The sequence below is a fragment of the Vibrio sp. STUT-A16 genome (assembly GCF_026000495.1).
Lineage (GTDB): Bacteria > Pseudomonadota > Gammaproteobacteria > Enterobacterales > Vibrionaceae > Vibrio > Vibrio diabolicus.
In genome coordinates this window covers 170,919-190,815 of sequence record NZ_AP026766.1, presented here as the reverse complement: position 1 = coordinate 190,815, position 19,897 = coordinate 170,919, and the positions used below count along the sequence as shown (strand labels likewise).

Sequence of the window (19,897 nt, the reverse complement as noted above, 5' to 3'; positions counted from 1 at the left end):
ACTAGTTTGTGCTTAAAGCTTATACGGCGATTTTTCGGTGTTTTTTTCGTGCTTCATGTCTGGACTTTGTATGAGGAATATAAAGTTTGAAAAGTGAAAAAATGGGCGCATTAGATAACAAAAAGGCGCGAAAATCGCGCCTTAAAATATAAATGGGAAAAGATAATATCAGTTTATCGCTTATTACGTAGATAGCGCTTGCGGCGCTCTTCTTTACGCTTCGCTTTTTCTTCTTCTTTACGAGCGGTTTCAATCTCGACTTCAATCAGCTCTTGAGTGATCATTTCTGGGCGCTCTAGTGTAATTTGGCCTAGTATGCCTTGGCGAAGTTCGTGCAACAAAATCTCTGATACTTTGTGCAAGTCCACACGTCCACCTGCGCGTAGTGCACCACGGCGGCGACCAATCTCTTCCATGATCTCGATATCTGATTCAGGAAGCTCTTCGATTTGGTAACGCTCTTTAAGCTTGTCTGCATAGTGGGCTGCTAGGTACTCAATGGTGTAAAACGCAACCTCGTCGTATTCCATTGCAGTATCTTTTACAGCGCCAGTAGCAGCTAAACGGAAGCCACTGTGTGGGTTTTCCACTTTTGGCCACAGAATCCCTGGTGTATCGGATAAAACGATGCCATTTTGCAGGTTGATGCGCTGCTGACGACGTGTTACCGCGGGCTGGTTACCAGTCACCGCGATCGTTCGACCAGCTAGAGTATTGATGATTGTCGATTTCCCAACGTTTGGGATCCCCATGATCATGGTACGAATGTTTTTACCTATCTCTTCACGGTGTGGGGCAAGTTTACGGCAAAGCTCCATGATTCGATGCACTTCTTGTGGTTCTGACGTCGTGATTGCCATTGCTTTTACGTGTTGCTCTTGCTCCAAGTGCTCAATCCATAATTGAGTTAACTCAGGATCGGCTAAATCACGCTTGTTCAAGACTTTAACGACTGGCTTGTCACCACGGATTTGAGAAATCAAAGGGTTTTCACTACTGAAAGGAATACGAGCATCCAGTACTTCGATGATCACATCCACTTGTGGGATTGCTTCTTCGATCTCTTTGCGTGCTTTGTGCATGTGGCCAGGAAACCACTGGATTGAGTTATTAACCATTTGAATTTAATACCTTAATTTTCTTACTGCTCCAACGGGCGTACGAGTAGTAATTTGAGCTTCGAGCAGCATAGTTTTAGACAGAGTGTGTTAAAACCGTACTTACTTTTGTGGCTCTGTACCGCAAAGTTGAGCGTTTTTTTCGTGTTAATGAGCTAGTTTATCACGGAATGAAGGCGAAGCATTCAAGATGGAGACAAAAAGCCACGGTTTACAAACGAGCAAGCAAACATTTGTTGAGTATGCTCGCCAACGGACTTACAACAAGTATTCACTTTGGTGAGATATTAAGCGCAAATATTGTGTAGTCAAAGGTGGATTGTTTTGTCGGCTTTTCCTGACTTATTTCAAATTTTTATCTTTATATCAGTAATTTATATTTCATTTCGCTATTAGTCGAAATTTGACTTTTAGCCGACACAAATTAATCTGACTGCCCAGTCCGAGTAAGGCTTTATGCTCAGTACGATAAGTCGTATTACAGCGTTGTCCGTTGCCACATTTTTGCCAGTAGTTTCTTTTTTAACTCATTGATAGTGACAGTTATTGAGAACAGACAAGCAGACTGAGTTTTACATTGAGGCTGAGTAATGCTGGTCGATTTTGATCAGCGAGTGGCAGGATTAATTTAACCAATCGAGCAGGAGATCGAAAATATAGACTATTGGATAGAGATAAATGAATACACAGCTTAATGTGATGGTGATTGATGGTCATCCTCTACAAACCAAGATACTTACCCAAATATTGGGTCATAGTGGCGCTTCAGTCAGTACATTCAATTGTGTGGACACTGCTAGTCAATGTGCACAAGAGCAATATTTTGATGTGATCTTTTGCGATCTCCAGATGCCGGGAAAAGGCGGTATCGACATCTTGGAAGTATTCGACCAAATTCAGTATCACGGGCAAGTCGTGCTAGTCAGTTTGTTGGAGCAGAGCATCATCTCGGCAGTACGAGAAATGTGCGAAGGGTTTAGTTTTGAGATATTAGGAGAACTGCCTAAGCCGTACGACGAAATGCAAGTGGTTAAACTCCTCAACCAAATAAAAGATGAAAGAACGCGAAAAACAGCGTTTGCTCAACCTATCGTACTGCAAGACCAAGAGTTTTTGTTTGCTTTGGGTGAAGGGCGAGTGAAGAATTATTACCAACCTTTGGTAGACGCACACAGTGGTGAGCTTTTAGGTTATGAAGCGTTAGCGCGTTGGGTGCATCCCATTTATGGCGTGTTGTTACCAAACCACTTTCTTCCGATCGTAAAACGATGCCATTTGTCTTCTGAACTTTTTCAATCAGTGCTGATTAATACAATCTATGACATCAACAATAGGGGATTAACCCAAAAGGTCTCGATTAATGTCGACCACGAAAACTTGAACGACCCTGACTTCTCGCATCGTTTTATTCAACAATGCTCGGAAAGTGGTGTCGACCCGTCACAAATCACCATTGAGATTACAGAGCGGCAAGCTTTCCAAGCTAGCACGTCTATCTACAAAAACCTCATCAAACTCAGAATGAAAGGTGTCACGGTATCAATTGATGATTTTGGTACGGGCTCATCTACATTTGAAAAGTTGGCAAAGTTACCTTTTAACGAGATCAAACTTGACCCGCGTTTTTGTCTACGGAGCGAGTGAAGACCTGAAAAAGAAAAGCATTGTCATCGCTATTTGTGCTTTAGCGAAAAGCCTCAATATTCGTATTGTCGCAGAAGGTGTCGAAGACGAAGTAACCTATAAAACCATGCGCGAATGTGGAATAGACATCTGCCAAGGCTTTTACATTGATAAGCCCATGCCGTTAGAGGTAATCACTATTTTGAAGTAAAAATATGAAAAAATTGAACTGTTTGATCTTTGATGATCAAATGCTTATCTGTGTGGCTATCAGTGATAAAACCGTGAGTACCAAGAAACGTCGATTTTTAGACAAGTTTAATGTGAATGATGTTATTGAACTTGCAAAAGTAGTGGGAACATAAAGTGTTATGAATGTAAGAAGTTTTGTTTCTTCTTTTGCGGTTGCGATGTTGTTATTTATTGTATCGGTGACCATGATTGGTGCTGTACTCATCTCTTATGAGAAGAAGCAATTTAATACGTACGCTAACAATTTAGCAAAAACAAAGCAGAAGGTCATTCTGCTAGGCTTGTTGACCGAAGCTCAATTGGCGCAGTATGAAAACTTCAGCATCGAACAAATAGAAGTACTCACTGACTTCAGTTTTCAAGATGCAATTTATGCTTTAAGGCCGTATAAAAACCTAGATTATGTAGAAACTGTTGCTCGTAAAGCCCTACACCAAGCAGAAGCTCATTTGTCCAATGTCTACGATAGAGAAGACGCCATATTGTACTTTCGTTCTTACACTAGTGACAAACTCATCTTAGAACGACCAATCCCAGCTCTAGAGGGATCTAAAGAGACGTTTGATATAGAATGGTGCAGAGTGAATTACGCTTGTATTCTTGCCGCGTGGAAAGAGCAGCTCTCCGACCGAGTTCTTATCTCTAAGCCCTTCAAAACCACGTATTCTGATGAGATGGCATTAAGTATCATGAGTCCCGTCTACTATAGAGGGAAGCTTGTCGGCGAATTTTCGGAACAACTGTATTTATCATCGCTTTATAATGAAGGCAAAGCCGTTGACGTAGAGGTTAGTAACGGAAATAAGCAGATAATTATTTACTTTCCGAGCTACCCCTTAGCTCATTTTGCTTACACTCAATCCTATGTTGCCGACAATAATAATCTTGTTATTTACCAATATCCGTTTAGTAAAATAGTGGTGGACTACAGCTTTATTCTTGTCATCTATTTTGTCGTAGCGTTCGCCTATTATCGAAAAGCCAATGAATCTAAACAGAGCAAAATTCAATTAGAAAATGCTCTGAGTGATGTAACGCAAGATGACTTGACCGGATTATTAAATCGGCGAGTATTTAAAGAAGAGCGGTTTAAACATCGAATGGAGGTTGAACCATACTCTATCATTGCGATTGACGGAAATCGTATCAAGAAGATTAATGATCGTTACGGACACCATGTTGGCGATGAAGTCATTGTTATTATTGCAGACTCAATGAGAAAGGTTTTTCGGAACAGTGACTACTTAGTCAGGACTGGTGGTGATGAGTTTATTGTAATTTTGCCCGGATGCAGCATGAGCAAAGCTTCCATGTTAGCGAAAAAGCTCCGTGGCGTTGTTAAACACAATCGTTTAAATACATTAGATATAGAGATCAGCGTTAGTACTGGTGTTGCTATGCGCGAAGAGGATGAAACGATGCAAGAGGTGATCGTGAGAGCAGATGAAGAGTTATATGAAATGAAAAAACAGCGTGTTTGAGGACAACAATACATAACCATGACATAACTGTTTGATAAATTTGACCAAGCAGTACCCTTGGTCTTTTATATTAGTCGAGCAATGCATAATGCTCCTTTGATTGCTGATTATCATAAGACCCAACTGGTACTGTATCGTGAACAAAGACCTTGATCTAAACCTATTAAAAATACTGGTTCTGTTAGAAAAGCATCGTCAGCTTAAACCCGTAGCGAAAGCCTTGGGCAAGAGTGAGGCGTCGATCAGTAAATATCTTGCTCGCTTACGCATCCAACTTGGTGATGAACTATTCATTCGTCACCCACATCATTTAGAACCCACCAACTTTCTGATGCGTCAGCTACCCAAAATTGCAGATGCATTAGATAACTTAGAAACATGCTTAGTTCGATCAGAATTCAAACCAGAAAAATACAGTAAGGATATAACGGTCTGTTTACCCCAAACGGCTCAGTACTCATTTGGACACTTGTTGGCGATGGATTTAATGACGCTGTTTCCTAAAGCTCATATTACTGTCGCAACCATCACGGAATATACGGTGGACGAAATCCTTTTAGGCAAAGTGGATGCCCAGCTTCATTACTTCAATGATGAATTGCCAAAATCTATCCATCAGAAATTTATTGGCTACGCGCCTGCTGTGGTTGTTGTTCCGGAAGAGCTTGGGATCACCACTCTTGAAGAGGCTGCCAAACTGCCATTTATTATGCTTGAAATTATCGGTTGGAAAGAGAAAGAGCAGCTTGCAAAACGAGCAATGGAGAATCACGGTATGGTGATCAATCGAATTGCAGCGCTAGATAACGTGAGCAGTGTGCTAAAGCTGCTCAAACAAAAAAAGGCGGCGACGGTTTTTCTGGAGTATCAGGCGCCAATCGAAGGATACCGTTTTATTAGTATTCCTGAATCTTATTACCCCAACGGCTGGCCAAAGGTTGTACTTCAGATGAAGCAAAGCCATCGTCACGACGCAATGCATCAGATATTAACCGATGCCATTGCAAAATATATGAAGAACTAACGATCGCATTGAATGTTTTCAGCGCTTGGGATCGTATGCAGTAATTCAATCAATGAATCTGCATGGTATTTTTTCAAAATACGAGTTTTGTAAGTGCTGATGGTTTTAGCGCTGAGCGATAGTTGTTCTGAAATACGTTTATTTGAATAGCCCTGAGCTAAGTAGTGGAACACCATGGCTTCGCGATTGGATAGCGTGACATCACCAGTAGAAGGAGCGTGAGTAGACTTAAACATAGAGTACCCACGTGAGACACTCACAATCGCGTCAGCAATCGCTTCTTTTGTCTCGTTTTTATTCAAGAAACCATGAGCTCCCATCTCGTAAGCCGCTTTAGAAAGGCTGGAATAGTCGCGTGAAGAAATGAAAAGTAATTTACCTTGATAGCCCGTTGCTAAAATATTCTTCGCCAAACGCATACCATCTCGATCACCAAGGACAACGTCTAGAATAATAAAATCAATTTTTGTATTTCGAACTAAGTCCATTACTTCTGCGCTGTCTTTCGACTGAATGACTTCGGCTGTGTTGATTACGCTCTCAACAAGAGAAGTTAGTGCTTCGCTGTAAAGTGGTTGGTCATCAATGATAAGAACATTATTCAAATGGAGCCTCACTACTATCCGAACTGTCATACCGCCCAACGCAATATGATTGTATTAAGAGGGATTGTAGGAAAAACCTTTCTGATGGAAAGGAAAATGACATTTTCTATAATTGAAATTCACTGAGCACAATTGAATAAGATACTATCGAATACGCCAATACACGAGGGATTTCATATGTGTGGGTATAGTGATAGGCCAACGAAAAACATCAATATTAACCCTAAACTTTTCATCGAAATAGCCGCTAAAAGGGGGAAGGTAAGCTCGCACTAAGTTAACTCATGTTATCCTGTTCAAAAATGAGACATTTTTTCACAGTTTGATATGGAAATGTGCGTTGGCCGTCCTTTTGGTGGTTTACAAACTTTGTTGTAACGACTAAAAAGGATTCTTGGATTTTTAGCCTGAGAATGGCTTCTCATGGCGTTTGCATCAAACTTTTTCTGATGCGTATTTTGGTTGGATAATTGGCTTTATGAGTAACGTAACCAGCACCATTTTGACAGAAAGTGGTACCAATGAGCTTGAAATCATCGAGTTTCATTTAGAAAAAACATTGCCGGATGGCAGCACAAAAACTTGTTATTACGGCATCAACGTTGCGAAAGTACGAGAAGTGATTCGCGTACCAGAGACAACCGATTATCCAAACGCACAACCTCACATGATCGGGGTGTTTTCGTCCAGAGATGTATTGACGCCTTTAGTTGATTTAGCTGGTTGGTTAGGTGTACCAACACGCCAGGACCTAGAGCGTAAATTTGTTATCGTTACTGATTTCAACAAAATGACCAATGGCTTTCTGATTGATAGTATTTCACGTATTCATCGTATCTCTTGGAATGATGTGGAATCACCAAGTCAGTTTTTGGAAGCGGGCGAACAAGATTGTGTAGTGGCAGTTGTCCGCAAAGAAGGCAACCTGATCATGATTCTCGACTTTGAAAAAATCATCGCGGATATTAACCCAGAGCTGAGTATGGAAAAATACGATGTGAAAGGGGATAAGTCGGTAGATCTAAACCAGAGAATGGTGGGTAAGCGTAATGCTAAAACGATCATGGTGGTGGATGACTCAGCATTTATTCGCTCTTTGATTCAAGATACATTAGCTTCTTCAGGTTACAATGTGATCACTTGTAAAGACGGTGGTGAGGCTCATGAGAAATTAATGAGCTTAATCGAGGTCGCGAAAGAAGAAAACTTGCCAGTTAAAGAGCTGTTAGATGCGGTGGTTACGGACGTAGAAATGCCTCGAATGGATGGTATGCACTTAGTGAAGAGACTACGCGATACTGAAGCGTTTCATGAAATGCCGATCATTATGTTCTCATCATTGATGAGTGAGGATAACCGAGCCAAAGCACTGTCTCTTGGCGCAAATGATACGATTACCAAGCCAGAGATTGGCCGTATGGTGAATATGATGGATAAATACGTGTTTAACTTTGCGTAAACAAACCCGATAAGATTAAAAATAAGGCTGCCGATGGGCAGCCCTGTTGTTTTAAGAACAATGATTAATTACTAGAGTATAGTCTTGGTTTTCTCTAAGTGGTGGACCATAAATGATACTGCACTTCTCTTTTGACGCACTCTTGTCATCTCTTGCCATTATCGCTACGAGCCTTTTATCTTCAAAAGCCTCAATTTTCCAATCTGTTGTACCGTACTGATGTTCAAGTTCATGAACAAGCAACCCCAAAGCAGTCTCATCTGCATCAGGGTATCCGTATAAGAAGACGCATCGCTTGTTGGCGCCAATAGTACAGCCTTCGAAAGGCAGCTCTGCTTTGGTGAATTTATTATCAAAATTTGCAACATATGCTTTGCTCTCCAACCCTGCAATCGCCATTTTCCCATAACCGACACCGAGCGCTGATGCAATCGCGCCCTTCATGCCTTCTAATCGCGCTTCACGCGCATCACTTTGAAGGTTTAAAAAGCGTGGTGCGGCAGTGACAGCAAGAATGCCAAGCACGACAATAACTACGACTAACTCTATTAGAGTAAATCCAGTTTGTTTTCTCATATTATTTTCACAGCAAGTTAAAGGTAGAAAAAGTAACACTGACCGTACACTTGTTGTTGTGTAAATAAGTACGGTAATGACAAAATGATCAATAGTATAAAGCGATGAGTCATAAAGTGCTATACCGACGTAGTGAGAATCGATTACGCCTATATAGAGCGGGAGGAGGGTTCAAAGATCTAATGCGGCCGTTTTTGAGCAGTCATTAATTCCGTGGAAGAAATGCTGCATGAACAGTCGAGCATGAATTCGCCTAGATATAAGCATACGCGTACATCGGCTGAATGAAAGACGAAAAGAAGTGACGGCAAACCGCACAAATGGATTGTCTTTTTGTTCACTTTGATGAATGCTACGCGAGATTCATATCACAACACACTCGACGCATTCATCGTGCGAATGTGCTTTGGTTTCGTGTTTGGCTTTCAAATATAAGAATAATCTAAATGGAATTCGATTCGATAAACTTGCTTGCGATAGGGCTAATATTTCTTGGCTCTTATGTACAAACCGCAATAGGCTTTGGCTTGGCAATTGTTGCCGCACCTTTACTGATTCTTTGGGCGCCGGAGTATGTGCCTGCACCAATCTGTTTAGTCGCGTTATTTATTTCGTTGATGAATTCGATGAAGCACCGCAGTAGTGTTGAAATCGGCGGTTTAAAAATGGCATTGATTGGGCGTGTGCCCGGATCGGTTGCTGGCGGCTTGCTACTGTTTTTTGTCTCGACTCAAGCTCTTACACTTTGGATTGGTTTTTTGGTGTTATTCGCGGTTGTGGTGAGTGTGTTACCGTTTCGGGTTGAACCTACACCAGCGCGTATGACATTAGCAGGATTCTTTTCTGGATTGTTTGGTACCAGTTCGGCGATTGGAGGCCCACCGATGGCGTTGTTGTTGCAACATCAAGAAGCAAATCAGTTACGTGGTAACCTATCGGCATTTTTTGTTTTCAGTTCCATCATTTCGCTCGTTGTTCAAATTCCCGCTGGTTTCTTCGCATTACACCATTTGGTGATTACTATTCCGCTATTACCTGCGGCAGCACTTGGGTATTGGCTCGCGATGAAAACCACCCAATCGTTACCAAAAGAAAAAATTCGGTTTGGAGCACTTATGTTGTGTTTTGTGAGTGGGTTTACAGCAGTAGTACAAGCGTTGAACCAGTAATGCCCTCAGCATCTTAAACTCACAGGGATATCGCGTTCCTTTTATTATGCATAGCGCGATTTGTTTGCGCTGACTTATTCGTTTAGATGAGCGATAGTTTTATGAATAACACTCGTTATGGCACTTTTATGGCAGCATTCTCCTTTGTAATTTGGGGGCTGCTACCCATTTATTATCGTTATTTACCGAATGCTTCAATGGATGAGTTGCTGGCATGGCGAATCATCGGCTCAGTTCCGGTCGGTTTTTTAATTGTGCTTGGTATAACCCGTCGAGGACCGAATTGGAAAGAAATCTGGTGTGACAAAAAATCTTTGTGGTACACGTTTGTCGCGAGCAGTTTGATGTGTATTTCATGGAGTGCGTTCACTTGGGCTTTGACTCACCATCGAGTCATTGATGCAAGCTTAGGCTTTTTTATTGGACCGTTGGTGTCAGTGGCGTTAGGCGTGTTTATTCTTGGAGATAAGCTTTCAAAAGGCAAACTCATCGCAATTGTGCTAGCAACAATTGGCGTGATGTATCAAGTGATTCATTATGGCCAGTTGCCTGTTATCGCACTAACGATGGGGTTGTTCTTTGCTTTGTATGGCTTGTACAAGAAGAAGATAACATACGACTGGAGCACCACCTTGTTTGTTGAGGCCCTGCTATTGACTCCAGTTGCCGTGGCGTATTTGTTTTACAAACAATGGACAGTGGGTGAGTTGGCTTCAGGCGTAGATATCACAACATTGCTTTTGTACTTTGGCAGCGCACCGATCACGCTTTTACCACTGATTTTTTATTCTATCGCGATACGTATAACAAACTTATCGACAGTTGGTTTAATGCAATATATTGAACCAAGCTTGCAATTTGTTTTGGCTGTGATGTTTTTCGGTGAACTGTTTGATGAAGTTAAAGCAGTGACTTTTGCCTTTATTTGGGTGGGGCTGTTATTTACAATCTTTGAAAGTATTGTCAAAGGGCATAAGCGTAAAAAGTTGGCCAATCATCCTTTATAGTGCACTATTCTTGAATATTCACGATTCCACTCTCACGCCCTCTATTCGAGGGCGTTTTTAGTTCCATAAAGTATTCTCTTGCTCGTTTTCTTATATTCGAGTCAAAGCATAATTTGAGGTTAATTGACGCATTATCATTAGGATACCGCTATATTTATAGCCAAGTGACACGCTATATAATGAAAACCGGATCAAAAAGGACGACATATGATCACAGCTCTATACGCTAGCATTCTTGCAATACTGATTATTTGGTTGGCCGTTCAAGTGATTAAGCAGCGTCGCTTAAATCAGGTTGCTTATGCTGACGGAGGAGTAGAGGCTCTCCAAATCGCTCGTAGTGCACAGAGTAACGCGACAGAATATATCCCCATTACTCTGATTCTAATGGCACTATTAGAATCCAATAGTGCTTACCCAACCTGGATACATCTCACAGGCATTATTTTCGTGATCGGTCGAATTATCCATGCTCGAGGTATATTGAAAGAGGACTTAAAAAGGCGTGTTAGGGGCATGCAGGTGACATTCCTAGTGATACTTTCGCTGGTTGTGTTGAATATGATTTATCTTCCGTACGATAAGTTATGGTAAGTCTTCGTAGCTATATCCCGCCGCCATGGGTACTCGTTCTGATTGGGTTAGTACTGAATATTGGCGCGATCGTTCTTACTAGCTTGGTCCTTGATAGTCTTGGCAAACAGTATTCGCAACTCGCAGAGCAAAAGGCGGAAAACTTGTATTCCATCCAACTCGCGTGGAATAGCGTTGAAACTCTAGAAAGAAAAAGAGAGGCGTTGCTGCTTCACTTGCACATAGGTCAGAGCGCAGCGATACCTTCGGAGATAGAACAGATATTGGAAGGGCACTTATCCTCTTGGACTCATCACGAATCGGATGAAATACAAATAGATAAACTCCTTCAGCTAATGTCAAAGATAAACCAAGCACAAGCTTCGTATAGAGATCGCATTGATGACTATTACATTGAGAATGTAGAGCTCAATGAGCTAATGGTAAAGCAAGATGAAAAGATCGCTTGGTACAAGAATATCGGGCTCTTCTTGCAAGTATTTGGACTCGCATTAATCCTCGCACGTGATTTGGCTAGGAAGCCTTAGAACAAAAGTTAATGGTAGGGTTTATTGCGAAATGCCAACAATAATTTGCAAATTGCAATTCATTGCGTGAGCAAACAGTGGCTATTGGTGAAGTTTTAATGAAAGTGATTAAATAACAACCTGTTTTTGTGCGCTACAAAGTTGGCACGCCTCATGCTTTAGTATGAGTGACCCTTTCTAAGCCGAGGGTCACCTAGCCAACTGACGTTGTTAGTGAACCACTTTGTTCACAAATATATACAGCCAATCACGAATCCTTGTGGTTGGCTTTTTTTATTTAAATGACACAGTTTAGAACTGTGCTTTAATCCAGATCATGCGATGGTCGGAAGACACATCTTTGCCATCACCATACTTGCCAATACGCGCATCGTTAAATAGCTTACGACCTTCTTCATAAGAAGCTGACCAGTATACACCAGAGTCCACCACATTTAGGTTTGCAGAAGGCAAGGCATAATCTACACCTAAGCCAAACGTCGAAGTGATGCGATTCGGATATGGGTGAGTTGAGCTGCGGTCAACAGCGTGTTCGGCTGCACCAAAGCTTGTCGGATAAAGCTCGCCATTCATCACGGTTTGGTTAACCAATGGGTCATTATGCAGTTCTTGCATTACTGAGCTAATACCGTCACCGGCTACTGGATCAAGGTTTTGATCGCCCATCATTACGAATTTAGCCCCGCTCGCTAAGCCACCTTGCTTACCTGCATCGTCGTAGAAATAGTCTTTACCTTGAATGTAGTGATGCCAGAACTCTACTTCGGCTGCGTTTTGCGCTTTGTTTTTACCTGGGTCGAATACTGGTGGAGTAGGGTGCGACATCAGTAGATGCACAACTTCCTCGCCATTGCGAGTCGGAATGATAATTGGTGCATCTACGTGGTTTTTAGAAGATAGGCGTACTTGATCCCATTCTTCTGCAGAGTACCACTCATCACCACACTTCATGCCATCTGGAATCTTTTGTGAGCCGTCACAGATAGTAATGGTTGGAATCTTCGCACCTTCCATATCTTTCCATTTAAACGCTTGGAACGTACGCGTATTTGCCGTATCAATCTTGTATTTAGACATTAGGGCAAAGGCATATTGACCGTGGTACATGCCAAAGCCCCATGCATCGCCCGGCATTTGACCTGCTGTTCCATTGTTGTCGAGGTCAAACTCGCTTAGCAAACCTGTGTTGGTAGAGTAAGACTCCGCGTAAGGATATTCGATAGGTTCAAGGTTCGCTTCACCGCCTGCACCATTGATGCTTTGCGCGACAGACAGGTAGTTCTTCTGGAAGCCTTCAAGGGCTGCTTTGTTTTCGCCTGTTCCGTCGTTGTTGTATTCCGCCATCATAAGAACGTCAGGGCGATTCTTCTGAATAATCGCAGCAACGTTTCGAATTTGAATGACTTTTTCCGCAGTGGTTTTGTCTTCAGCGGCGATAGAACCGTCTAAATAGGCATTAACCAATACAGTTTGCTGCGCTGGTTCAATTTGCATTTCACTCACTAAAGCTTCAAAAGTTGCACGGTCAAAAGAGAGGTTGTAAGTCGCTATTTTTACTTCTTTAGGCTGAACATTGACGTATTCAGTGTCGTCATTACATCCAGATAATAGAGCGGCGCCAACCAGGAGAGCGATAGAGGTTTTGATTGTTTTCATGGGTACGTCATACCTTATAATTGATTCGGCTGAATATTAAAGTCATCAGTAATTGTTTTAAGCGATATCAATCACACAAACGTTTTCATATTTACATGTTCAATTAGTTTTTGTGTGATTTGTGCAATAAACGCAACACTTTCAACACCAAAAGGTTATATGCAAATTGTTAAAAAACGGTGTCGTTTTTAATAGATGAAATGGCACTAAAACATAAGCTGTATGATTGTGTGTGCTAAAATCAATGAGCGGAATAATTACGATAAGTTTGACTTCACTTTGGGGTGAGAAACAAACAAATAAGAACTGGTCAGTTTGGCTTTGCTATTGATGCAAAATAGGGGGGCTAACCGATGGGTTCAGTATCAAACTATCAGAGCAGGTTATTTGTCACGGCAATGCTTGCTTCACCACTTCTTTTTTCAACATCTTTATCCGCCGCTCAGTCCGAACGGCTAGAGCAAAACCATGGTCTTGTTGTTGCTTTAGAAAAACGCAACCTTGCAGCCACACAAAATATAGATCGTGTGTTAGGTTTACAAAATGGAAATCGTGTACAAAAGCTGAAAACTAACAAAGGTAAAAACGGCGGTACGCATAATCGTTATCAGCAGATGTTTAAAGGCGTCCCGATTTGGGGCAAGCAAATTGTCGTACATCGTGATAAACAGGGCCAAATCAAGCATATCAACGGCACTCTCGTAAAGGATATTGCCCGAGATATCAATGATATGGTGCCTAAATTGTCGCTTTCTCAAGTAATGTCTTCAACGCAAAAGCCGTACCGTGAAAACGGATACCAAATAGAGAATCAGCGCCAAGGTTTGCGTATTTATGTCGATAAAAGTGACGTGGCGCACTTAGCTTATATTGTCCAGTTTTTTGCTGATAATGAGCATGGAGGTAAGCCTACACGTCCCACCTTTCTTGTTGATGCTAAAACAGGAAACATTTTGCTGCAATATGAGGGGTTAGCGCACGTAGAAGCGAATGGTCCGGGAGGAAACCAAAAAATTGGTCGTTATCATTATGGTGTGGACTTTGAGTCTCTATTAGTCCAGCAATCCGGTGATACGTGTTTGATGGACATTCCTGGCGTGGTCAAAACCATCAACTTGAATGGTAGGACGTCTGGCAATACACATACGTTCGTTTGTCCAACCAATAGTGTTAAAGAAATTAATGGAGCGTACAGCCCGTTAAACGATGCGCATTACTTTGGCAAAGTGGTATACGACATGTACAAAGATTGGCTAAATACCGCTCCCTTAACGTTTCAGCTTCAAATGCGAGTGCATTACCGCAAACGCTATGAAAACGCCTTTTGGAATGGCTCAAGCATGACTTTTGGCGACGGTGCGAGTTATTTCTATCCTTTAGTGAGTTTAGATGTCTCAGCGCACGAGGTTAGCCATGGATTTACAGAACAAAACTCTGATCTGATTTATTCAGAGCAATCTGGCGGAATCAATGAGGCTTTCTCAGATATGGCAGGTGAGGCGGCTGAATTCTATTCACGTGGTTCTAACGACTGGAAAGTTGGGTACGATATTAGAAAGGCTGCCAATGCGGCGTTGCGCTATATGGATAATCCGCCCCTTGATGGTCGTTCAATTGATCATGCGTCTCAGTATGTGAGTGGCATGGATGTGCATTATTCAAGTGGTGTGTTTAACAAAGCGTTTTATCTATTGGCGGTTGAGTACAATTGGGGAACGCGACAAGCGTTCGAGGTTTTTGCGTACGCTAACCAGAACTACTGGACGCCAAGCGAAACGTTTGACTCTGCAGCTGCGGGTGTATTGGCGGCCGCCCAAAGCTTAAACGTGGCGGCGAATGATGTAGCCGACGCTTTTGCTCAGGTCGGTGTTTCAGTTGATGGCGGAGTCGTCGAGCCACCATCTAGCACGTGTGAGGCTATCGCCCTAAACAATGGTGTTTCCAGCAACATAGACTCTTCATCTACTGGTGAGTGGCATTGTTTTACGATTGATGTACCTACCAACAGTTCAGATTTTACTGTTACCACATCGGGAGCAAACGGCGATGCGGATCTTTACGTTAAGCTGGGAAGTGAACCAAGTTTAACTAGCTACGATTGTCGCTCATACAGTAGCAACAGTAATGAAACATGTAGTATTACTTCTCCGAATGAAGGAACGTGGCACATTGGTGTGTACGCTTACAGCAGTTACAGTAACTTGAATGTGGAAGCAAGTTATGTAGGACAAGAAGCGCCACCACCATCTGATGAAGTTACTACACAATCAATCAACAATGGTAAAACATGGACGGCGATTATTACTGGTTCTGGCTTGATGAATGGCGTGTGGAATGTTATTTCAAATACGCCGTGTGATAACGATAACGAGTGCAGTTTATCCGGTATCGGAAAGAAAACCAGTGAGGTTAGCTTTACGTTGACGGATGGTACCGTATTCATCATCGCTAAGCCCTAGCGATTTTTATGTAAAGAGGCCCTGAAATATCAGGGCCTTATTTTTTTACGTTCAATTTTCTGTATATAATAGCGAGTCACAAAGAAGTGAGGACGACCTCACCGCTCTATCTTTTCTCGGGGACGACCCCATCTCGTTGGGAAATATGACATGGCTTGGGGAATTCTCTTCATTGCTGGCTTATGCGAAGTGGCATGGGCTGTCGGACTAAAATACTCACAAGGTTTTACCAAATTGGCGGCATCTGGCTTTACCGTTACGTTTATGGTGTTGAGCTTTTGGTTACTTGGAATTGCATTAAAGACGCTACCTCTCGGTATCGCTTACGGCGTTTGGGTAGGTATAGGAGCGATTGGAACGGCAATCGTCAGTATCTACATATTTAACGAGCCCGCGACGCTGATAAAATTGCTGAGTTTACTGCTTATTGTTGCCGGTATCGCTGGATTAAAATTATCCGCTTAACGTCAGGTTAAACATAAAAAGAAAGCCAGAGTCGACTCTGGCTTTTTACGTTTTAGTGTTATCTCGCTTTGGGGCTGAAGGGTTAAGCGCTGCGCTTAACGAATGGCAATCGCAAATGGTGGCCAAATACGTTAATTAGTGCGCCCGCTACAATTAGTGCACCACCGATGTACGTCCAGATGAGCGGGATTTCGCCGAAGAAAATGATGCCTAACAACACAGAAAATACGATCTGAATATACGAGTAAGCAGACGCTTTGCCCGCTTGTTGAGTTTGCATTGCTTTGGTTAATCCCAATTGCCCAACTTGGGTGAATACACCAACCAAAACCAACATGAAAGTCAGATACAGGTCGGGCATAACAAAATCATCGCCAATCAGTAAGAGTGAAGCGGGCAGAGCAACCAGAGGGAAATAGAAAATGATCACTGAACTATCTTCAGTTTGGCTAAGTTTTCTAACAATGACATAAGCAATTGAGCTACCAAATGAGCCCAAGATTGCAATCATTACGCTAAACATAGGTAAAGTGCGCTCTGCTTCTTGTCCTGTTTCTGGACTTACCATTATATAGATGCCGAGTAAGCACAAGGCAATACAAAGGAACGTCGATGGTTGAATGCGTTCCTTCAAGAAAAAGACGGCTAGGAGCGCAGTAAATACTGGGTGAATGTATTGGAATATGGTCGCTTCTGCCAAAGGTAAGGTAGTCACCGAATAATATACGCACATCAATGCCATGGTGCCCACTGCGCCACGCGCAAACAGTAATGGCTTATTATTGCCCCATACAGAAATTCGTTTTCGCTTAACATCTAAATAGCTGATAACAAGTGAGACGAGTGCCCTCGCTGCAACAATCTCAAATACAGGGATACCATGAAGACTGACATGCTTTACTGTGGCAGACATCAGCGCGAAACCGAATGCGGAGAGCACCATAAAGCGCACACCAATGGGAACCAGAGTGTTGAATGAATTAGACATTTTACTGCTCATTTGTTGCGACAGATCGCACTTTAGCATACTCAGCTCACAAAATGATCCGTGATATTCAAACATATCTGCCGAGAGTGAGAATAAGCAGTAGACTATGGAGTCTCAAGCAACCCTATCTTTGATTCGCGCATGGAGCGCATCTAGGAAATATCTAGATATTTAAGGAGCATACATGATCCCAGTACAAGCAACGCATACTTCTGGCGTTGTCATTTCTAAAATTGATGGCGTCGATAAAATGCTGTTGCTCAAACGTGTTAAAGGTGGTTATTGGTGCCATGTTGCTGGTGGTGTAGAGGCCGGTGAAACCGGATGGCAAACTATTCTCAGAGAACTGAAAGAGGAGACGCAAATTGACGATGTTGAGTTACATACTGCAGACTTTCTAGAACAGTTCTACGAAGCAAAAAATAACCGCATCATGGTTATTCCATGCTTCGTATTATTTTGTCCACCTAACCAATCGGTTGTACTTAACGAAGAACACACAGAGTATTGTTGGTGTACGCTTGAAGAAGCAAAGCGACTAGCCCCGTTTGCAAATCAGCACCACCTTTACGAACATGTGTGGAGGCATTACGTGGATGTGGAATCGTTGACGCCATTTACGTTAATTGAACAAACAGACTAGACGAGATAGCCATCCTTTTAAGCACGTTTGACATAACGAATATGGAAGTTTGTTCTCAACGCAATGAGGCGGTAGGATTTGTGAGTAGTGTTTACTGAAAAAGGGATAATGTGGATGGATGAGGTCATGTGCCAAAAGGCGTATCAAGGAAATAGCATGCAGGCCAGTTTTTCTGTTTCAGAAAGGGTCTCAATTGAGCCTCTCACTACTAAGCATGCGACCGTTTTACTGGAAGTGGTGAACACGTATCGAAACAGCCTCTCTGGTTATTTGCCTTGGACGGACTTTGTGACCAACCGCAGAGAAGCGGTGAGCTACATCTCTCAGCGCGTGAACAGCAAAGCGTTAGATGCCCACTGGTGCGCTATTTATTTTGATGGGCAGTTTACGGGTGTTATTGGCATTAAAGGTGTGGATTCGCATACACGCGTCACTGAGATTGGCTATTGGCTTGCCAACAATGGGCGAGGACACCGAGTGATCGACCAAGTACTCGCAGTGTTGATTCCTTTTTTGAAACAGAAAGGGCACGCGCAATTCATCCAATTCCACTGTATGGAAGACAACATTGCCAGTATCAATATTGCTGAGCGTGCTGGTGCCACATTAAAAGAATACGTTGATCACGAGTTCGAGATGCTTGACCGCTCTCAACGACTAGGCATTTATGAATTGCGTCTGACTTAGCTCCAAACCCACTGATATTTTAATCAGAGTTCGAACTCTAATTTCGCGAGCGCTACAATAGTAACATTGTTGCGCTCGTGTTAATTTGGAGCGTGATCGGTTGAAACTAGGTTAGGAGAAGCATCATGAACGCAATCACAGAGGTTGAAGTGGACAACTCGTTACAACAAAGCCTTGATCGCTTAAAAGCGGCGTATGCCGCCGAACCTTATCCTAGTCTGGATGAACGTAAGCAGCGCCTTGTCTTGCTAAAACAAGCGCTTATCGCGAATAAACAAGCATTGGTGGAAGCGCTGAGTGACGATTTTGGTTATCGTTCCGAATTTGATACCGCCATGACCGACGTTTTGCCGACGGTCTCGCACATCAATTACACCCTCAAGCAGCTAAAAAAGTGGTGCAAACCAAGTAAGCGTGAATCCGGTCTGTTGCTTGCTCCGTCGAAAGTGACCGTTCAGTATCAGCCAATCGGCGTGGTCGGGATCATTTCGCCGTGGAATTTTCCTGTCATTTTGAGCCTTGCGCCTTTAGTCACTGCACTGGCCGCAGGCAACCGTGTGATGATGAAGCTCAGCGAATTTACGCCCAAAACCAATAAAGTCATCGTCAATATTTGTCGCGAGTTGTCTGAATATGTTGAAGTATTTGAAGGAGAAGCGGACGTTGCCCAATCCTTCAGTCAACTGCCATTCGATCATCTTTTGTTTACAGGCTCGACAAATGTTGGTCGCGCTGTGGCAAAAGCAGCGGCAGATAACCTGACTCCAGTGACGTTAGAGCTGGGCGGGAAATCTCCGGTGATTATTGCAGAAGATGCAGACATGAAGAAAACCGTTGATGCGATTTTGTTTGGTAAATGCATCAATGCTGGCCAGATTTGTGTGGCGCCTGATTACGCGTTTGTACCACAAGAACGCGTCGAAGAGTTCATTGCGCTGTTCTTAAAACGTTTTGAAAAACTCTATTTGAAATCCAACAAGAATCAAAAGCTGACCCATATTATTAATCAACGACAGTATGATCGTTTGACTGCGCTACTTGAGGACGCCAAAGCTCAGGGCGCAAGCATCCATACTGTTGAAGCGTCACCTCAACAGGAAAGGCTTTTGTATCCTCATTTGATCACAGACGTGTCGACAGATATGCGCATCATGCAAGAGGAAATATTTGGGCCATTTCTACCCATCAAGCCCTACAAAGCGGTAGATGAAGCGATTGACTACATTAATCAACACCAAAGACCACTTGCGCTGTATGTTATGTCGGACGACAAATCGACCATCAAGCATATTGTACGCAACACGCACAGTGGCGGCGTTGGCATCAATGACACGGTATTACACGTTGGCGCTGAAGATGCGCCTTTCGGTGGCGTTGGTGAGTCAGGTATTGGTCATTATCACGGAGTGGAAGGATTCAGAACCTTTAGCCACGCGAAAACCTTACTCCACACGCCGAAATGGCTACCAAGGACGGGGGCATTAATGCGTCGCAGAGCTATGGCGATAAAAGCGATACAAAAGATTTTTGTTCGATAGTGGTTGGATTGTTAAAACCGCTCAAA

At 42.8% G+C, this 19,897-nt stretch carries 18 protein-coding genes and 1 pseudogene; 14 read left to right on the top strand and 5 right to left on the bottom strand.

From position 1 onward, the window contains the following. Positions 1-173 precede the first annotated feature (173 nt). Complete coding sequence (ylqF, locus tag OO778_RS17540; RefSeq protein WP_005395264.1) at positions 174-1,118, bottom strand: ribosome biogenesis GTPase YlqF; 945 nt, start codon at positions 1,116-1,118, stop codon at positions 174-176. 678 nt (positions 1,119-1,796) lie between these two features. Here ylqF and OO778_RS17535 point away from each other — a divergent pair. From OO778_RS17535 to OO778_RS17520, 4 genes and pseudogenes are all read left to right on the top strand, one after another. Continuing rightward, positions 1,797-2,952 (top strand): annotated as a pseudogene (locus tag OO778_RS17535) (EAL domain-containing response regulator). 4 nt (positions 2,953-2,956) lie between these two features. Further along, positions 2,957-3,106, top strand: coding sequence for a hypothetical protein (locus OO778_RS17530; RefSeq protein ID WP_048624969.1), 150 nt, complete (start codon positions 2,957-2,959; stop codon positions 3,104-3,106). Positions 3,107-3,112: 6 nt separating this feature from the next. Next, on the top strand, positions 3,113-4,474 hold the full coding sequence (locus OO778_RS17525) for a GGDEF domain-containing protein (RefSeq protein WP_264912285.1): 1,362 nt from the start codon (positions 3,113-3,115) through the stop codon (positions 4,472-4,474). A 136-nt stretch (positions 4,475-4,610) separates the two neighbouring features. Beyond that, positions 4,611-5,498: a LysR family transcriptional regulator gene (locus OO778_RS17520; protein WP_074190599.1), complete on the top strand. Its 888-nt coding sequence runs from the start codon at positions 4,611-4,613 to the stop codon at positions 5,496-5,498. On the opposite strand, the gene OO778_RS17515 is transcribed toward OO778_RS17520, so the two are convergent. Next, positions 5,495-6,103 (bottom strand): response regulator transcription factor, encoded by a 609-nt coding sequence (locus OO778_RS17515; RefSeq protein WP_005395257.1) that lies wholly within the window; start codon positions 6,101-6,103, stop codon positions 5,495-5,497. The two genes, OO778_RS17520 and OO778_RS17515, sit on opposite strands and share 4 nt — an antisense overlap. Before the next feature lie 478 nt (positions 6,104-6,581). Here OO778_RS17515 and OO778_RS17510 point away from each other — a divergent pair, with 478 nt between their 5' ends. Continuing rightward, a complete protein-coding gene (locus OO778_RS17510) occupies positions 6,582-7,562 on the top strand; it encodes a chemotaxis protein (RefSeq protein ID WP_025998672.1) in 981 nt (326 codons plus the stop codon). A gap of 51 nt (positions 7,563-7,613) precedes the next feature. Here OO778_RS17510 and OO778_RS17505 read toward each other — a convergent pair whose 3' ends face one another. Then, positions 7,614-8,138, bottom strand: coding sequence for a prepilin-type N-terminal cleavage/methylation domain-containing protein (locus OO778_RS17505; protein WP_074190600.1), 525 nt, complete (start codon positions 8,136-8,138; stop codon positions 7,614-7,616). Positions 8,139-8,584: 446 nt separating this feature from the next. Between OO778_RS17505 and OO778_RS17500 the strand changes: the two genes are divergently transcribed. The 4 genes from OO778_RS17500 to OO778_RS17485 all read left to right on the top strand — a co-directional run bounded on the left by OO778_RS17500 (position 8,585) and on the right by OO778_RS17485 (position 11,435). Then, the gene (locus tag OO778_RS17500) at positions 8,585-9,307 is read left to right on the top strand and encodes a sulfite exporter TauE/SafE family protein (RefSeq protein WP_258635082.1); all 723 of its coding nucleotides are present in this window, start codon (positions 8,585-8,587) and stop codon (positions 9,305-9,307) included. Positions 9,308-9,408: 101 nt separating this feature from the next. Then, positions 9,409-10,314: an EamA family transporter RarD gene (gene rarD / locus OO778_RS17495; protein WP_005395245.1), complete on the top strand. Its 906-nt coding sequence runs from the start codon at positions 9,409-9,411 to the stop codon at positions 10,312-10,314. A gap of 207 nt (positions 10,315-10,521) precedes the next feature. Next, positions 10,522-10,908: an MAPEG family protein gene (locus OO778_RS17490; RefSeq protein ID WP_005395243.1), complete on the top strand. Its 387-nt coding sequence runs from the start codon at positions 10,522-10,524 to the stop codon at positions 10,906-10,908. After that, positions 10,902-11,435, top strand: a complete 534-nt coding sequence (locus OO778_RS17485) for a DNA mismatch repair protein (protein WP_264912284.1) — start codon at positions 10,902-10,904, stop codon at positions 11,433-11,435. The genes OO778_RS17490 and OO778_RS17485 overlap by 7 nt, the downstream gene beginning before the upstream one ends. A gap of 291 nt (positions 11,436-11,726) precedes the next feature. Here the strand turns inward: OO778_RS17485 and OO778_RS17480 are convergent, their stop codons facing one another. Next, complete coding sequence (locus tag OO778_RS17480; protein ID WP_264912283.1) at positions 11,727-13,091, bottom strand: endonuclease/exonuclease/phosphatase family protein; 1,365 nt, start codon at positions 13,089-13,091, stop codon at positions 11,727-11,729. A gap of 353 nt (positions 13,092-13,444) precedes the next feature. Between OO778_RS17480 and OO778_RS17475 the strand changes: the two genes are divergently transcribed. Together OO778_RS17475 and OO778_RS17470 are read left to right on the top strand one after the other, a co-directional pair. Then, positions 13,445-15,550, top strand: coding sequence for a M4 family metallopeptidase (locus OO778_RS17475; RefSeq protein WP_264912282.1), 2,106 nt, complete (start codon positions 13,445-13,447; stop codon positions 15,548-15,550). A 150-nt stretch (positions 15,551-15,700) separates the two neighbouring features. Then, positions 15,701-16,015 (top strand): multidrug efflux SMR transporter, encoded by a 315-nt coding sequence (locus tag OO778_RS17470; RefSeq protein WP_054867402.1) that lies wholly within the window; start codon positions 15,701-15,703, stop codon positions 16,013-16,015. Between the two features lie 82 nt (positions 16,016-16,097). On the opposite strand, the gene OO778_RS17465 is transcribed toward OO778_RS17470, so the two are convergent. After that, positions 16,098-17,003 (bottom strand): DMT family transporter, encoded by a 906-nt coding sequence (locus tag OO778_RS17465; protein WP_264912281.1) that lies wholly within the window; start codon positions 17,001-17,003, stop codon positions 16,098-16,100. 184 nt (positions 17,004-17,187) lie between these two features. On the opposite strand from OO778_RS17465, the gene OO778_RS17460 reads away from it, so the two are divergent. From OO778_RS17460 to OO778_RS17450, 3 genes are all read left to right on the top strand, one after another. Next, positions 17,188-17,646, top strand: coding sequence for an NUDIX domain-containing protein (locus OO778_RS17460; protein ID WP_006742305.1), 459 nt, complete (start codon positions 17,188-17,190; stop codon positions 17,644-17,646). Positions 17,647-17,760: 114 nt separating this feature from the next. Further along, positions 17,761-18,333, top strand: a complete 573-nt coding sequence (locus OO778_RS17455; protein WP_264912280.1) for a GNAT family protein — start codon at positions 17,761-17,763, stop codon at positions 18,331-18,333. Positions 18,334-18,458: 125 nt separating this feature from the next. After that, a complete protein-coding gene (locus tag OO778_RS17450; RefSeq protein WP_264912279.1) occupies positions 18,459-19,871 on the top strand; it encodes a coniferyl aldehyde dehydrogenase in 1,413 nt (470 codons plus the stop codon). Positions 19,872-19,897: the final 26 nt, after the last annotated feature.

Bases quoted from the DNA above. Each gene is read 5' to 3' on its own strand.
- OO778_RS17525 (WP_264912285.1), top strand. From the start codon at position 3,113: ATGAATGTAAGAAGTTTTGTTTCTTCTTTTGCGGTTGCGATGTTGTTA.
- OO778_RS17510 (WP_025998672.1), top strand. From the start codon at position 6,582: ATGAGTAACGTAACCAGCACCATTTTGACAGAAAGTGGTACCAATGAG.
- OO778_RS17470 (WP_054867402.1), top strand. From the start codon at position 15,701: ATGGCTTGGGGAATTCTCTTCATTGCTGGCTTATGCGAAGTGGCATGG.
- OO778_RS17475 (WP_264912282.1), top strand. From the start codon at position 13,445: ATGGGTTCAGTATCAAACTATCAGAGCAGGTTATTTGTCACGGCAATG.
- OO778_RS17485 (WP_264912284.1), top strand. From the start codon at position 10,902: ATGGTAAGTCTTCGTAGCTATATCCCGCCGCCATGGGTACTCGTTCTG.
- OO778_RS17490 (WP_005395243.1), top strand. From the start codon at position 10,522: ATGATCACAGCTCTATACGCTAGCATTCTTGCAATACTGATTATTTGG.
- OO778_RS17530 (WP_048624969.1), top strand. From the start codon at position 2,957: ATGAAAAAATTGAACTGTTTGATCTTTGATGATCAAATGCTTATCTGT.
- OO778_RS17455 (WP_264912280.1), top strand. From the start codon at position 17,761: ATGGATGAGGTCATGTGCCAAAAGGCGTATCAAGGAAATAGCATGCAG.
- OO778_RS17505 (WP_074190600.1), bottom strand. From the start codon at position 8,138: ATGAGAAAACAAACTGGATTTACTCTAATAGAGTTAGTCGTAGTTATT.
- rarD (WP_005395245.1), top strand. From the start codon at position 9,409: ATGAATAACACTCGTTATGGCACTTTTATGGCAGCATTCTCCTTTGTA.
- ylqF (WP_005395264.1), bottom strand. From the start codon at position 1,118: ATGGTTAATAACTCAATCCAGTGGTTTCCTGGCCACATGCACAAAGCA.
- OO778_RS17460 (WP_006742305.1), top strand. From the start codon at position 17,188: ATGATCCCAGTACAAGCAACGCATACTTCTGGCGTTGTCATTTCTAAA.
- OO778_RS17480 (WP_264912283.1), bottom strand. From the start codon at position 13,091: ATGAAAACAATCAAAACCTCTATCGCTCTCCTGGTTGGCGCCGCTCTA.
- OO778_RS17450 (WP_264912279.1), top strand. From the start codon at position 18,459: ATGAACGCAATCACAGAGGTTGAAGTGGACAACTCGTTACAACAAAGC.
- OO778_RS17465 (WP_264912281.1), bottom strand. From the start codon at position 17,003: ATGTCTAATTCATTCAACACTCTGGTTCCCATTGGTGTGCGCTTTATG.
- OO778_RS17500 (WP_258635082.1), top strand. From the start codon at position 8,585: ATGGAATTCGATTCGATAAACTTGCTTGCGATAGGGCTAATATTTCTT.